We start from the raw sequence: 15,408 nt of genomic DNA, 5'->3' as shown, positions 1-15,408 counted from the left end.
TTCAATTATTCCTCTTTTATGAATTTTATTTCAAAAAATAAAGGAGAAGATTTTTAAACCTTCTCCTTACTTCCTATATTAGTATTAATATTTTAAATTCAATTGAGTTACAAGTTCTTTAAACTCTGGTTGATCCATCATCTCTCTAGCAATTTTTATTCTCAACTCTTCAATTGATCCTGTTGTTCTTCTATATTCATCATACTTTCTTTCCCAATATTTTTGTCCTTCTTCATCTGGCTCTCTATTAACTATTAATGAATACATTGTTGTAACAAAAGTTCTCTTACTTAATTCTCTATCAACAAATTCTGGTTGAGTCATTAAGTTCTCTGCAATAAATTCTGTTGCAGAAATCTCTTTATTCTCTAACTTCTTAATCCAGAATTCCCATCCTTCAACTTCTGGCTCTCTTCCTAATGCTATCTTATAAACTCTTGATACAAATTCAGCAGTTTTTCCTGTTGGCTTAACTTCTTCAGCTTCAGTTGTGAAAGTATCTAAAGTATGCTCAACTGTCTTACCATTTTCCAAAGTAAATGTTACTTTTAAATTTTTATATTCTGTTTTTTCTGTTAATCCTTCTAATTTTAAAGTATTTGTTTCTTTATTCCATGTTGATTTTATTTCTTTTTCTTTATCTTCTTTAACAACTACAGTTTTAACTGGTGACTTCGCTTCTGAATAAAGTTCAAACTTAACTTCTGCTTCAGTTGCTTTTGCTTTAACAGTTGCTGTTTTTATATCTAAGTCTGCTACTTTTGGTGTACTTATTTTTATATATTTTGGAATTTTTTCTTCCTTAACCTCTGAAGTTGTACTTTTTTCTGCACTACTTTCACTTCTATAAACAAAATCAACTTTACATACTGTATTTGATTCTGGTTTTAAGTCTGTAAATTTTAATTTACCATCTTCATAAACAACTTTAGCATCTGGATTATCTTTTGGAGCTGTAAAATCTATTCTTACAAAATTATCATGAAGGTCATCAATAAATATTGGTACTTCTGTACTTCTAGCATTTTTTGATGTAACACTCTCATTTACAACTACATTAAATGCCTGAGTTCCTGTTAAATCTGTAGTTTCTGTTTTATTATCTGTAACTCCAGTACCACTTTTATTTATATCACCTAAAGCTTGTCTACCAACTAATTCTTTTCCATCTGGATCTTTATAATCTATTTCAAGTATTACAAATCCATAATCAGTATTCTTTGTTAAATTAGAAAGCGTAACTACATAGTAGTTAACTTTAGATGTTTCATCTACAATTTTTTCTACTTTACTTTCCTCTCCAGCTCTTAATCCATTTACTCTAACATCTCCAACAAATCCTTCTGGATTATCAACTTTAAATATATATCTTAAAGCAGTACTATCATTTTTAACAGCTTCAACATCTAATCCACCAGGAAGTTTAACTTTTGCATTATGAGCTGCTCCTAATGCTAACTGTGGTCCTAAAAACGCTGTTGTTCTTATTGGTAAATTATTTATAGCCAGTGTTGAAGTATCAAAATTTGCAAAAGCTATTGTTTTAGTTTCATTTTCACTACCAGCCTTATAAGTTATATGAAGTTTTGTAAATATATAAGGCGTATCTCTTTTTAATCCTGTTACTTCTAAATATGAACCTGATTCTGGTTTATTTGAGTCAACAGACACTAATGATGCAGGATATTTTGTTCCCCTGTCATCTTCAACTTCCACCTTATTAATGGTTTTATCTGTATCATTGAAAATTATTGATTTAAATCTTATTCCTGTTCCAAGTGATTCAATTTTACTAGTAGCATCTATTAATTTTTTCATATCTATATAAGTGTTTCCTGTTGCTTGACTCAAATAAAAATCAGTCTTTTGTGTTCCTGCAGATGATGCACTTGTTGCTTCATATATAACTGAACCACTATCATCTTTAGCTTCCATTTTAGTAGGTATTTTTCCTGTTTTAAAATTAGGAATAGTGAATCCTATTAACTCTTGTTTTGTACTGTCTACTTGAATTGTTTTTAAATTAGCATCTCCTTCTGTTCCTACAAAAGTATAATCTGTATTAGTTTTTAGTTCATTAGTTCCATTTGGAGTAGCTACTCTAATCATCATCTTTATTACCATATCTGATGCATTCACACTTCTTGAAACTCTAGTTTGTCCACTAGTTGCATCTAAGTCAATTATACGTCTAACATAATCTGGTGCTGTAGAATTACTTGGAAACATATCAGTTGCTTTAAATGGTATAGTTCTTACAGCTCCATCATTAGATCTAAAAATCATTTTAACTACAGTATCACTTGGAGCAAATATTGCTGCTAACGCTGCTTGTAATTTTTCTCTTGCTGTTGTTGTTGGTGAACCACCATAACCAGTATTAGCATCTTTTCTTGTTTCTTCGTAAGCATTCTGTAAAATTGTACTTAATGCTTCAGAAGAATGAGTTGCTTTTAATATATCTCCAGATAATTTAAAGCTTACCTCTGCAACACCTTGTGGTTTAGTTCCTGTTATTTCTGAACTTCCTTTAACTTTTACAACACTAACCTGTCCAACTAATTTTCCTTCTTCTACTGGAGCTTTTGGTGTACCATATAAATTGCTTTGCATTTTTGTATCTTGATTAATTTGTAAATTTAGTGAATTTTCACTATCTTTTGCTACTTCATTTTGATTTAAATTATTTTCATAATAGTCATCTTCAATAACATTTGAAAATCCGTTAATTGGAGTTTGTGTTGTTGAATTTTCAAAATTATATATTTGATCATTTGTTATTATTTCATCTGATGGATTCATTTGATAATCTTGTGTTGTTGTATCAAATAAATTTCCATCACTTAAATTCATATCATTTTTATTTGTGCTGTTTTCATAATTTTGTACATTATCAAATTGATTTTCTGTAGAAAATGAATTCAAATCTTTTCTCATTTCATTTCCTATAGAATTATCAATAATATCATCTGCATAAGCAACATCTGGATATTGATTTAGTGAATCTTGATTATATTCTGTAACTGTTCTTTCAGATGCTCTCTTTAAAATTGGTTCTTCTTGAGCAACTCTCGAATTATTTTCAGATGTTTTATTATCACTTGATGAAATACATCCAGTAAACATACTTGAGGTAACAACTAATCCAGTCAATAGAAGTGCAATCTTTTTTCTATTCATAACCTTCTTAAACCTCCGAAAAAAATAATTAATTAAATAAAATAGCATTTATAAAAATAAATAATTTTAAAAAATAAACATATATCAGTTTTTTATTAAATACTGATAAAATTATTATGAACTTTTTATTTTTTTATATTCACATTTTTTCATAAAAAAAATGGTCATTTTTAAAATGACCATTTAAAATTTTTAATAACCATATTCACTTAGTTTATCTATAAATTGTTCTAAATCACTTCCTCCTGGAACACTAACACGCTCCATTATCATGTAGTAATCATAAAACTTTCCTGCTTCTGTAGATAATGCCCATTCATATCCAACATCTTGTGCAACTCTTATTATTTCTGAATTAAATGAGGAATTTGGATAAACCAAAAACAAAACTTTTTTATTTAATGTCTCCTCTAATATTTTCTTGCTTAAATACAAAGATTTATGTACTTGTGCAATTGTAGAATCTATAAAATCTTCATTATTATGTCCTTGACTCTGAATATCTTGACCAGCATTATGCATTTCTATAAGATTTTCTTTAGTTACAAATCCTTTGTCATTTAACTGTCTTGTTGTTACAAAAAAACTTGCCTTTAGACCTCTGCTCTTAAGTTCAGGAAAAACTATATCATAAGAACTCTTATCACCATCATCAAAAGTTAAAACAAGAGTTTTTTCTGGAATCTCTTGATTATTCTGTCTTAAATCATAAAGTTCTTGTACAGTTACAACATTGTATCCATTATCAACTATATAATCAAGTTGATCACGAAAATCATCAATGTGAACATACAAATCATCTTTAGAACTTATGCTTCTTTTATCTGTAACGTTGTGATATAAAAGAATTAAAACTTCATTTTCCTCTCTAAGTTTTGCTCTCTCCTCATCAACAACAGCTGGCTTAACTTCATCATATATTTTTTTCGCATCATAATAAGATTTTGTACTATAACCAACTAGAAAAATGGAAAATAAAACTATAACCAAAATTGTTACTAACTCAAATACTCTCTTTCCACTCAATAAAACACATCCTTACAATGATAATATTAAATACAAAAGATACATTATTATAATTGCCAAATTTAGAATAATATAAACAGCTTTACTCTTGTTATTTAATTTTTTAAATAGTAACAAAATTGATGCAAGTATTGTTGAAATAAAACCAAATCCTAGTAATAATTTTGTTTGTTCATGAGTTGTGTAGTACAAAGAATTTCCTATATATAAAATATCCGTAACACAAATTATAAATAAATTAAACATGATACTTCCAATTATATTTCCAACAACCAAATTAAACTTTAATTTTTTTGCTAAAGCGACTGTAGAAGTAAGCTCAGGAAGAGATGTTGCTATTCCTAAAAATAAAGCTCCACTTAAACTTGCTGATAAATTTAATTTTTCAGAAATTATTTCTGTTACATACGTTATCAAGATACTTGCAATAACTAATCCAATACTTGCCAAAATAAATCTTATAGCTATTTGTTTTATAGATAATTTACAATTATCCTCTTCACTCTCTGTTTCCGTATCATCATTAGCCATGAATTTAAGAGATACAAAATAAAAAATCAATATAACAATTGAAACTAAACTTATATTAAATACATTTAAATCTTTTGAAAAATACACTGGAAAAAACAACGCTACATTTGTAAATAAAACAAATAATGAAGTCATGTAATGATTTTTACTTATTGTATCGTTAACAAATCCTTTAATAAATAAAATTAATACAACTCCAAGTGTTGCTAAATTAAAAATATTACTTCCCAATATATTTCCAAGGACAAGCTCCGAATTATTTAAAATAAGAGCTGCCGAAATACTTGTAAAAAATTCTGGAAGAGACGTTATTGCAGCAAGCATTACCCCACCAATAAAAGCACCTGAAATATTTGTTTTTCTATCAATTAAATCAACATAATCAGCTGCTTTTATGGAAAATCCTACTACCGCTAAAGCTAATAACACATAAGTTAAATATATCATAATCATTCCCTCCAAAAATTATTTTTTATACAAAAAATCAACTTCTATTATAATGCTTAAAATCTTTTTATTCAATACGTATATAAATATCTAATTATTATGTTCGATTAATATATTAAGGATAATTACACGGATGTAAAATTTTGATCAAGGAGGATCTGCCTATGTTTATAAATAGAAATTCTAACGTTGGCAAAGCTATGAATATTTTTAAAGTTAATAAAACGTCAACAGATAGTCAAAAGAAAAAATATTTAGATTATAAAAATTTTAAACTAGATTGTACAATCGATGATGTAGTTGAATCTCAATACATCACAAGAAATTTTCAAATAGGTATAACTTATGTACAAATAGCAAAATCTACTTTAAGTCAAGTTAAAGAAACTCTTTTTGAAATGAGAGAAGTTTTTGAAAAATGTAAAAATGAATCAAACACTTCATTTGGTAGAGAATCTTTAAATTTTAAATTTGAAGAACTCTGCAACAAATTTAATAAAGAATCAAGTAAATTAAATATTGATATCCGTGAAAATTTATTTTACAACAGCAACAATGAATTAGTTTTCAAAATTTTTGATTCTTCATCATTAGACGATTGTATATTAATTCCAAAATTAGATCCAAATAAACTCAATTTAAGAAATATAAATATAAGAAATTCAATTAACGCAGAAATTGCAGATAAAAAAATGAGTGAAACTTTGGATTATATTTTATCATCTGAAAAAGCAATAAAGTCTTCCGCAGATAAACTTTTGAGAGTAAACTTAACTGATATAATGTCCGAAAATTTATTAGCTTTAAGTAGTAATGCAAATAAAGAATCTATTCAAAATTTAATAGATTTAACAAAAAAAGGAATTATAAAAGACAATTACACTTATCACGTTAAAGACATGAAAAAGAAAAACATTGATGATTTATTACGATAAATAAAAAGTATCTTAAGACTAACATCTAAGATACTTTTTTCATTTTAATAATTGCATTATTTGTTGTGGTGCTTGATTAGCTTGAGCTACCATTGATTGTGAAGCTTGTTGAAGAACATTTAATTTTGTCAAATTCATCATTTCCTTCGCCATATCTACATCTCTTATTCTTGACTCTGCCGCCTGAAGATTTTCCGAAGAATTATTATTTAAATCCATCGTATGTTCCAATCTATTTTGTACAGCTCCAAGCCTTGACCTTTGCTCAGATACTTTTTCTATAGTATGATCTAATACACCTAAAGATTGTTGTGAATTTTCTACAGTTAATACATCCATTCCCCTAAGCCCAAATTCTCTACTTTTCATATTATCAATACTAAATCCTATAATTTGATCCCTATTTGCTCCAACTTGTAATTTTAATCCATCATCTAAAAATTCTGGAGTATTGTTTATTATTATTCCATCTGCAAGTTGAGTTAATTTACCATCAACCTTTATAGTTATTCCTGCTACTTCAAGTGTCAAAGGTTTATCTTTAGTAGCAACATTATCAAAAGTAATTTCATCAACGACATAAGGTTCTTCAAAAGTATTATCTATTATAGACAATGTAACAACATCTTCTTGTATATAACTATCTGAAGATACAGCAAAAACAAATTCTCCTCTTCCTAATTTTGCTAACTCTTGAGGTGTTGCATGAATATGATCCAAATTTCCATTCATTCCACCGGGTATTATTAAGTCTTTAAAATCTTGACCATCAATTCTTATTCCGGATATACTTCCATCTAAAATTTTTCTCCCACTAAATTCTGTATCATTTGCCACTCTATCAATTTCAGATTTTAGTTGTTCAAATTCCTGATTAATCAAAACTCTATCATCATCTGTATAAGTACCGTTTGAAGATTGAATGGCGAGTTCTCTCATTCGTTGAGAAATTGAATGTACTTCTGACAATGCTCCTTCTGCTGTTTGAATTAATGAAATACCATCTTGAACATTTCTTGAAGCTTGATTAAGTCCTCTTATTTGAGACCTCATTTTCTCAGAAATTGCAAGACCTGCTGCGTCATCTCCTGCTCTATTTATTCGAAGACCTGAACTTAATTTTTCCATTGATTTTCCCTGATTAATTACTGAAGAATTCATATTTCTATGTGCATTCATTGCATTTAAATTATGATTTATTACCATAAATACCTCCTATAGAAATACTACTACTTTAAAATTGATAAAACGTTTTGTGGTGCTTGATTTGCTTGAGCAAGCATTGCTTGAGATGCTTGTTGCAACACATTTATTTTTGTTAAATTCATCATTTCTTTTGCCATATCATCGTCCCTTATTCTTGATTCAGATGCTTGTAAATTTTCCGCTGTGTTATCTGTTGAAGTGACTATGTGTTCTAATCTATTTTGCACAGCTCCAAGTTTTGCTCTTTCATCTGAAACTCTAGAAATAGCAGTGTCAAGATAACTCATAGCGTCTTGAGAATCCTCCGAAGTTAAAAGATTTACTCCACCTAATCCCAATTCTCTACTTCTCATCCAATTAATATCAAATCCAAGCGTTTGTCCTTTATTCGCTCCAACCTGCAAAAGAATTCCATCTTCTTTTTTATCAACAAGATTGTCTAACTCGAATCTATTATCATTTCCAGTAATTCCAGCAAATACAGCAAGATTTAATTGAAGAGTTGCACCTCCTAATTCAAAAACCTCGTCTTTACCTGTATTTTCAATTGTAACACTATCTATCACATAAATTTTATCGTTAAAATTTTGCATATCCACCAAATCAAATCTTATATTTTTTCCTTCATTACTCACATGAATTTCAAATGTGCCTTCACCAAATTTTATTAATTCACTTTCATTTCTCCTTTTAAGTTCATCTGATGCTACTATCGAACTATTAGCATTATTACCATAATATCTTACAGGACCAGATCTTAAAGTTTTTCCAGACATATCACCATTTAACATTTTTCTTCCACTAAATTCTGTATCGGTTGCAATTCTATCAATTTCAGATTTTAATTGTTCAAATTCTTGATTTATTAATACCCTGTCTTCATCTGTATAAGTTCCATTTGCTGATTGAACTGCAAGTTCTCTCATCCTTTGTCCTATTGCTTGCGTTTCTGACAATGCTCCTTCTGCTGTTTGAATTAAAGATATTCCATCTTGAGAATTTCTTGAAGCTTGATTAAGTCCTCTTATTTGTGATCTCATTTTCTCAGAAATTGCAAGTCCTGCTGCATCATCTCCTGCTCTATTTATTCGAAGACCTGAACTTAATTTTTCCATTGATTTTCCTTGAGAAATTGTTGAAGAACTCATATTTCTATGTGCATTCATTGCATTTAAATTATGATTAATTATCATAACAAAACCTCTCCAAAATAATTAAAAAGAATTTAGCAAACGGTACGCCAAATTCTTTTTAATTTATTATTTTAAAATTGATAAAACATTTTGAGGTGCTTGGTTAGCTTGAGCAAGCATTGCTTGAGAAGCTTGTTGTAAAACATTTAATCTTGTTAAATTCATCATTTCTTTTGCCATGTCAACATCTCTTATTCTTGATTCAGATGCTTGTAAATTTTCTGCTGTGTTATCTGTTGAAGCGATTGTGTGCTCCAATCTATTTTGTGTAGCTCCAAGATCTGCCCTTTGTGATGAAACTCTTGAAACTGCATCATCAATAAGTTGTATTGCATCTTGTGCATCTGCAGCTGTGGCAACACTAACTCCACCAAGTCCAAGCTCTCTGCTTCTCATAGTATCTATACTAATTCCAATACTCTGATTCTTGTTAGCTCCAACTTGAAGTGTAACTCCATCTTCATCTTTTGTTACTTCGTTTGTAAATTCAATTATAGCACTTTCACCACTTTCTATATTAGTATTTAATCCATCTAATTCTATTTGTACACCCGCTAATTCAAAACTCTCATTATCTCCAGCAGGTATAAATGTAAAACTATCCATAATATACTCTTTTCCACCATTAAAGTGGGATTTATCTATTAAATCAATTGTTATACTTTCATCAGTATCACTATGAGATATTTTTATATTAAATACACCTTCTCCTAATTTCGCTAATTCTTCTGAATCAATACTACCAAAAATAGCTTGAATATCCGTATTATTATTTATGGTTCCTCCCGAAACTCCTACCACTTTAGCTGTATTTCTATCGCTATTAATTTCCTTCCCAGAAAGAGAACCATTTAAAACTTTATTTCCATTAAATTCTGTATCAGTTGCAATTCTATCAATTTCGGATTTTAATTGTAAAAATTCTTGATTTATTAGTGCTCTGTCTTCATCTGTGTACGTTCCGTTTGCTGATTGTACTGCAAGTTCTCTCATTCTTTGTCCTATTGCTTGAGTCTCTGACAAAGCTCCCTCTGCTGTTTGTATCATTGATATTCCATCTTGTGCGTTCCTTGATGCTTGATTAAGTCCTCTTATTTGTGATCTCATTTTTTCAGAAATTGCTAGACCTGCAGCATCGTCTGCTGCTCTATTTATTCTTAAACCTGAACTTAATTTTTCCATTGCCTTACCTTGTGCAATTGTTGAAGAATTCATATTTCTATGTGCATTCATTGCATTCATATTATGGTTAATTATCATATCTAAAAATTCCTCCTACAAAAAAGAAAAACAAACTAATTCAATATACAATTAGTTTGTTTGTTTAAACTTTATTTATTCATATTTAGTTCATAATTTTATTATCTTAAATAATCTTTAGCCTTTTGCTCACTTAAACCATATTTTTCAATTAATTTTTGTACAATTATTTCTTCATTAATTCCAAGTTCTTTAAAACTCTCAATCAAATTTTTAATTCCTTCTTCTCTTCCCTTTATCTTTCCTTTTTCAAAATTATCTCTTGCTATTTCCTGTTCTCTCAACAAAGATTTCATATATTCAGCCCTCCATTCTTTATTTTCCTTAATATTTCTTATCTTTTGTTCTAATTTTTTCACAAAATTATTTTCGCTAGTTGTTTCTTTCTCAATATATTCTAGAAATGATTTTGCATCTTCACTTCTTTCTTTATAATAATCTTTCGTATTGAAAAATACTTTACTCGTTCCATCTTTTAAGTATAATTCCTTATTTTCATTACAAATATTCTCAAAAGTATATTTAGAAAGTCCTTCTCCAAATGGATCAAATTTACAGATAAATATAACGATACTTTCTTTTAAATCTCTATAAATTTCTCCTTTTTCTATTGCATTTAAATCTATCATACTTTGATAATATCTACTTCTTTTTGCTAAATCTTTTTTATTTACTACTTGCATTTCTATATTATAAATTCTTTTTTCATCTTCAACGTAAACATCAAGTCGAACACTTTTTGCATCGTAATTTATATCAATAGTTTTCTGATTATCTATGTAAGTTATCTCTCCAATCTTTTTGTCTAAAAGAATCTCAAGAGTTTCTCTACAAATTTCTTTATCTCTCATAACTTTTGAAAACATAAAGTCATTACTTAAAGTTAAATTTTCCCATAAATCTTTTTGATTAATTTTCATCTGTGTAAATCCTTTTGCTGTGATATAAAATTATTATAACACAAATTATAGAACCCAATTTAAAAAGAAAAAGCCACTGAAATCAATTCAGTAGCTTTTATAAATTATCTTAAGATAGATAAAACTTGTTGAGGTGCTTGATTAGCTTGAGCAAGCATTGATTGAGAAGCTTGTTGTAATACATTTAATCTTGTTAAGTTCATCATTTCTTTTGCCATATCTACGTCTCTTATTCTTGACTCAGCTGCTTGTAAGTTTTCTGCTGTGTTATCTGTTGAAGCTATTGTGTGCTCTAATCTGTTTTGTGCTGCTCCAAGGTCTGCTCTTTGTGCTGAAACTCTTTCAATAGCTACATCTAAACGCTCAATTGCTTCTTGAGAATCAGCTGCAGTTCCAACTCCAATTCCTCCAAGTCCAAGCTCTCTACTTCTCATATTTTCCATGCTAAGTCCTATCATTTGATCTTTATTTGCTCCAACTTGAAGCGATACCCCATCTCCTGTTTTTTCTGCTGTATTTGTAAATTTAATTGATTGTGATCTATTTTCATTAAAACCATTAGTACTTAACTCGACAGTTACTCCACCTAGAGTAAAGCTTTCCTGAGTTCCATTAGTAATATCAATATCCTCGAGAGTAAAACTATCCATTACATATTCTTTTTCACCATTAAAATGTGATTTATCAATTAATTCCAAAGTTATATCAGCATTATCACCACTTTTTGCACCTACTGTAACCTTTATCTCAAAATTACCTTCTCCTAATTTTTCAAATTCACTACCAGTAAATTTACCCTCTAAACCAGCTACTACTTGTGTACCAGTATTACCAGTAGCAGTAATAGTTCCAGTTTCAAATTCTTTTCCAGAAAGATTACCATTTAAAACTTTATTTCCATTAAACTCTGTATCATTAGCAATTCTATCTATCTCAGATTTTAATTGTTCAAACTCTTGATTTATTAACGCTCTATCTTCATCTGTATAAGTTCCGTTTGCTGATTGAACTGCAAGCTCTCTCATTCTTTGTCCTATTGCTTGAGTCTCTGATAAAGCTCCTTCTGCTGTTTGTATCATTGATATTCCATCTTGTGCGTTTCTTGATGCTTGGTTAAGTCCTCTTATTTGCGATCTCATTTTTTCAGATATTGCAAGACCAGCAGCGTCATCCCCAGCTCTATTTATTCTAAGACCTGAACTTAATTTCTCCATTGATTTTCCTTGTGCAGTTGTTGCTCCTGACATATTTCTGTGTGCATTCATTGCATTTAAGTTGTGATTAATTATCATAATTTCATTCCTCCTTGAATTTCAAAAATTTACATCCTTGTATCTTTTGTGTCATCAATCATTTACTCTATTTATCGTTTCCATATAAAATTTATTAATACTTTTTTTTCAAAAAATTTAACTTAAAGACATTCGTATTCTATTCAACGCTTCTTTTATCATCTCTCTTGGATATGCCATATTGAGAACAATTTTTCCTTGTAAGCTTCCTTCTATTTCCTCTCCAAATTTCAATGTGAGTTTTCCTGTTTTCAAAATTCTGTATTCAAGTTCCTCTGGCATATATCCATATTTTGTTAAATCTATAAATGCAAGACTTCCACTTTCTGGTTTCTCAAGCTTTAAATTTCCAAATATTTTTTCCAAATATTTATCAAATAAATCAAAATTACTGTTTACATACTCTCTTAATTTTCTAGTCCAACCTGCAATCCTACTATAAAAGATATTGAATATTTCAACATCAATAGCATTTATTGCAAAACGACTATTATCATTTAGTTGTGTCTGCATAAATTCCCTAAACTTTTTATTATTTATAACCAAATTCCCCATACTACTATCCATTAAATTTAAAGTCTTGCATGGACTCAAATAAGTTATAACATTACTGCTATTTTCTAATGCCTTTGACGTTGGAATATATTTAACCCCTTCTCTTGTAAGTTCGTAGCCTTCTTCAATACTTAAAATCCAAAGATTATTTTTTCTCGCAATCTCCCCAAGTTTTTTTAACTCCGCTTCAGTAAAACATCTTCCAGAAGGATAATGTGGATTGCTTATAACCATAACTTTTGCATTCTTAGAGTATTCTTCCAACAACTCAAAATCAAGCTCAACTCTATCATCTTCAACTAACATAGGAATAGATATAAGATTTCGGCTAGACGCCAAAATTTTATATCTAAGTATTTTTTCCAAAGGTGAAAGAACTACAACATTGTCATTAACTTTTGTTAAAGATTCAAATATAAGTGTGTATGCCATCTCATCACTTGGCACATACTGAATTTTTTCATTTTCAATTTCCCACTCATACTCTCTCATGAAATATGCACTCATTAAAGTTTTGTATGATTCTTTGTCATAGTATCCCTTGTTTATTTGTTCTTCAAATAAATTATAATTTTGAATTACAAACATCACAGGTTTTGGACTTAAAAAATACATTCTCTCCACTTCGTGCATTATTAAATCATAATTGCTCGTATTTAAATTTGAATATTGATAATTATCCTTTTTCTTCTTAACTGCTTCCATTTTTTCACCTTCCAAACAATAAAATTAAAACTACTTATCACTATAGCCGTCTTTTTTATGTTCATCTTCTACTTGATAATCTTGATTGCTTTCAAAAATTTTTATATCTAAATCCTCTGAAAATTGAAATTTATTTATTATCCCATTCAATTTTCCAGTTGTGGTTTTATTATCCTTAATAAATTTCTTCAAACTATCTATCTTCTCAATTATTTGAAAATTCTTATCTGAAATATTAGACAAACCAATCGTTCCTGTGTTTACAGTTGTTGAAATTTCCATTATAGAACCAACTATTGTTTCAACTGCATCACTTACTTTATTTGAAATGTTCAAGAAATCTTTCATAAACTCATTAATTCTAAATGTATCATTTCTATACTCTTCACTACTATTTATAAAACTGTCATAATCAAGAATTATTTTGTTATCTATAAATTCAAGAATTTGTTTTGAACTCATAGTTAAATTTTCAATTGAAGTATTTACATTTTGCGCTATGTCTTTAATGTTGTTTGCTGTAACAGAACTTTCTTCTGCTAAAGTTCTTATTTCTTCAGCAACAACTGCAAATCCCCTACCAGCTTCACCAGCTCTAGCTGCTTCAATCGCTGCATTTAACGCTAATAAATTTGTTTGACTTGCAATACTTAAAATAGATTCTGTAAGAGTATTTATTTCATCAACTGCCTTCGATTTTTCTATAGCTCCCTCAAGATTTCTTTTTACATTTTCATAAATTTCTATAGCCTTATCCTTTGAATCTGTAATATTGCTTTTAATTAAATTTGTTCTCTTTGAAATATCTTGAGTGCTATCATAACCTTTTTCTGCGTTAGTCTTTATATTAAACATCTCATCACTTATAAGTTTAGATGACGCAGTTATCTCTTGAAGCGTTGCGTTTGTTTCTTCCATACCTGCATACAAATTGTCTGTCTCTGATGAAGTTATTGTCGTAAACTCTTTAAGATCTTGAGATAACAATTCAATATTATTAAATTTTGAATTCAAATCTACTACCATAAGTTTTATAACTTTTATTACATCTCTAAGACCTAGCCTCATTTTTATTATGTTGTTAAAAGATTTTCTCATTTCATCTTTTGTACTTTTTTGAACTTCAAATGTATCTACCAAATTAAAATTTGAAGTTTTAAGTATGAGGTCATCAATTCTTAAAAGTGGTCTTATCACAATAATCCTTAAAGTTATCAACGAAACTATAACATAGAATATTAAGAACAACAAAAATATAACCGTAACAAAAAATTGGTCTCTTTTCATAGTTTGAATTATTGATTTCACCGGAACAAAATAAGAAATTTTCCAATTAAAATTTGACATGTAATAAGTTATCATTTTAAATTTAGTTCTTCCGGATTTAAAATCACTAACACTAACTAAATTTCCAATATCAACTTTAGCAATATTTGTTAAAAGTTCTTCATTTGTTAAATATTCTCCTCGTTTATTCATAAACTCAGTATATAAAACCCTTTTATCATAATTATAGAGTTCAACATAACTATCATAAACAATATCAATTTTCATATCAGTTATAAGTTTTTCAATGGTTTCTATTGAAACAACACTAACCAAATAACCAATATTTTCATCTCTATAATCTTTTAAACGTATAGTTATTGCAACTTGTGGAATTTTTTTATCTGCATCAAAATACGTGATAAAATTATAATCATTTTCCATAGCCACCTTATGAATAACATCTGAAAAATCTTTAATAGATTTTCCCTCTACAGATTTATCCGAAGAAATTTCTATTAAACCCTTAGTATTAACAAGAGTAACATCACTTATAACTCCCTGTTGTAAAATTTGATATGATCTCATAACAGAATAAGCATTATCTTTGTCTATATTTTTATACTCTTGTGATATGTAATCAACAGTTAATAAATTTTGTATGCTCGGTATAGTTCCTAAAAGCTGAAGATCCAAAGCCAAACCTACTAAATCTTTTTCAAGTTCAACAGATGTAATCTGTGCTTTACCTTTTAACTCCTCAACTCTTCTATCAATAAAATTTTTCTGAATGATAGATAATCCTAACGCATATCCAATCATCCCTCCCACAAAAACAACTAAACAAAACAAAATTACTTTAATTTTAAGTGACATATAAAATTTTCACTTC

The 15,408-nt window shown here is 28.7% G+C and carries 11 protein-coding genes; 1 reads left to right on the top strand and 10 read right to left on the bottom strand.

Annotated elements, in window-relative coordinates; all coding sequences use genetic code 11:
• Positions 1-84 precede the first annotated feature (84 nt).
• From A6P36_RS01795 to A6P36_RS01785, 3 genes are all read right to left on the bottom strand, one after another.
• The gene (locus tag A6P36_RS01795) at positions 85-3,180 is read right to left on the bottom strand and encodes a DUF4214 domain-containing protein (RefSeq protein ID WP_066760496.1); all 3,096 of its coding nucleotides are present in this window, start codon (positions 3,178-3,180) and stop codon (positions 85-87) included.
• Between the two features lie 192 nt (positions 3,181-3,372).
• On the bottom strand, positions 3,373-4,206 hold the full coding sequence (locus A6P36_RS01790; protein WP_066760495.1) for a polysaccharide deacetylase family protein: 834 nt from the start codon (positions 4,204-4,206) through the stop codon (positions 3,373-3,375).
• Positions 4,207-4,218: 12 nt separating this feature from the next.
• Entirely contained in the window at positions 4,219-5,184 is a 966-nt protein-coding gene (locus A6P36_RS01785; RefSeq protein WP_066760494.1) for a sodium:calcium antiporter, read from the bottom strand.
• 164 nt (positions 5,185-5,348) lie between these two features.
• On the opposite strand from A6P36_RS01785, the gene A6P36_RS01780 reads away from it, so the two are divergent.
• Positions 5,349-6,119 (top strand): flagellin, encoded by a 771-nt coding sequence (locus A6P36_RS01780; protein WP_066760493.1) that lies wholly within the window; start codon positions 5,349-5,351, stop codon positions 6,117-6,119.
• Positions 6,120-6,158: 39 nt separating this feature from the next.
• On the opposite strand, the gene A6P36_RS01775 is transcribed toward A6P36_RS01780, so the two are convergent.
• The 7 genes from A6P36_RS01775 to A6P36_RS01745 form a co-directional block, all read right to left on the bottom strand.
• The gene (locus A6P36_RS01775; protein WP_066760492.1) at positions 6,159-7,325 is read right to left on the bottom strand and encodes a flagellin N-terminal helical domain-containing protein; all 1,167 of its coding nucleotides are present in this window, start codon (positions 7,323-7,325) and stop codon (positions 6,159-6,161) included.
• A gap of 23 nt (positions 7,326-7,348) precedes the next feature.
• Positions 7,349-8,518 carry a flagellin N-terminal helical domain-containing protein gene (locus A6P36_RS01770; protein WP_066760491.1) on the bottom strand — a complete coding sequence of 390 codons (1,170 nt, stop codon included), beginning with the start codon at positions 8,516-8,518 and terminating at the stop codon, positions 7,349-7,351.
• Between the two features lie 66 nt (positions 8,519-8,584).
• Complete coding sequence (locus A6P36_RS01765) at positions 8,585-9,778, bottom strand: flagellin N-terminal helical domain-containing protein (protein ID WP_066760490.1); 1,194 nt, start codon at positions 9,776-9,778, stop codon at positions 8,585-8,587.
• A 101-nt stretch (positions 9,779-9,879) separates the two neighbouring features.
• A complete protein-coding gene (locus tag A6P36_RS01760; protein ID WP_066760489.1) occupies positions 9,880-10,698 on the bottom strand; it encodes an Rpn family recombination-promoting nuclease/putative transposase in 819 nt (272 codons plus the stop codon).
• A 104-nt stretch (positions 10,699-10,802) separates the two neighbouring features.
• The gene (locus A6P36_RS01755) at positions 10,803-11,990 is read right to left on the bottom strand and encodes a flagellin N-terminal helical domain-containing protein (RefSeq protein WP_066760488.1); all 1,188 of its coding nucleotides are present in this window, start codon (positions 11,988-11,990) and stop codon (positions 10,803-10,805) included.
• 117 nt (positions 11,991-12,107) lie between these two features.
• On the bottom strand, positions 12,108-13,250 hold the full coding sequence (locus A6P36_RS01750) for an aminotransferase class I/II-fold pyridoxal phosphate-dependent enzyme (RefSeq protein ID WP_066760487.1): 1,143 nt from the start codon (positions 13,248-13,250) through the stop codon (positions 12,108-12,110).
• A 30-nt stretch (positions 13,251-13,280) separates the two neighbouring features.
• Positions 13,281-15,338, bottom strand: a complete 2,058-nt coding sequence (locus A6P36_RS01745; protein WP_242861619.1) for a methyl-accepting chemotaxis protein — start codon at positions 15,336-15,338, stop codon at positions 13,281-13,283.
• Positions 15,339-15,408 lie beyond the last annotated feature (70 nt).

The organism is Candidatus Arthromitus sp. SFB-turkey, from assembly GCF_001655775.1.
Classification (GTDB): domain Bacteria; phylum Bacillota; class Clostridia; order Clostridiales; family Clostridiaceae; genus Dwaynesavagella; species Dwaynesavagella gallinarum.
Note: the sequence above shows the minus strand (reverse complement) of the source record. Positions and strands in the feature narration are given on the sequence as shown.

Excerpts from the sequence above, each read along its gene's own strand:
- A6P36_RS01795 (WP_066760496.1), bottom strand. The coding sequence starts at position 3,180 with ATGAATAGAAAAAAGATTGCACTTCTATTGACTGGATTAGTTGTTACC.
- A6P36_RS01785 (WP_066760494.1), bottom strand. The coding sequence starts at position 5,184 with ATGATATATTTAACTTATGTGTTATTAGCTTTAGCGGTAGTAGGATTT.
- A6P36_RS01780 (WP_066760493.1), top strand. The coding sequence starts at position 5,349 with ATGTTTATAAATAGAAATTCTAACGTTGGCAAAGCTATGAATATTTTT.
- A6P36_RS01775 (WP_066760492.1), bottom strand. The coding sequence starts at position 7,325 with ATGGTAATAAATCATAATTTAAATGCAATGAATGCACATAGAAATATG.
- A6P36_RS01770 (WP_066760491.1), bottom strand. The coding sequence starts at position 8,518 with ATGATAATTAATCATAATTTAAATGCAATGAATGCACATAGAAATATG.
- A6P36_RS01765 (WP_066760490.1), bottom strand. The coding sequence starts at position 9,778 with ATGATAATTAACCATAATATGAATGCAATGAATGCACATAGAAATATG.
- A6P36_RS01760 (WP_066760489.1), bottom strand. The coding sequence starts at position 10,698 with ATGAAAATTAATCAAAAAGATTTATGGGAAAATTTAACTTTAAGTAAT.
- A6P36_RS01755 (WP_066760488.1), bottom strand. The coding sequence starts at position 11,990 with ATGATAATTAATCACAACTTAAATGCAATGAATGCACACAGAAATATG.
- A6P36_RS01750 (WP_066760487.1), bottom strand. The coding sequence starts at position 13,250 with ATGGAAGCAGTTAAGAAGAAAAAGGATAATTATCAATATTCAAATTTA.
- A6P36_RS01745 (WP_242861619.1), bottom strand. The coding sequence starts at position 15,338 with ATGATTGGATATGCGTTAGGATTATCTATCATTCAGAAAAATTTTATT.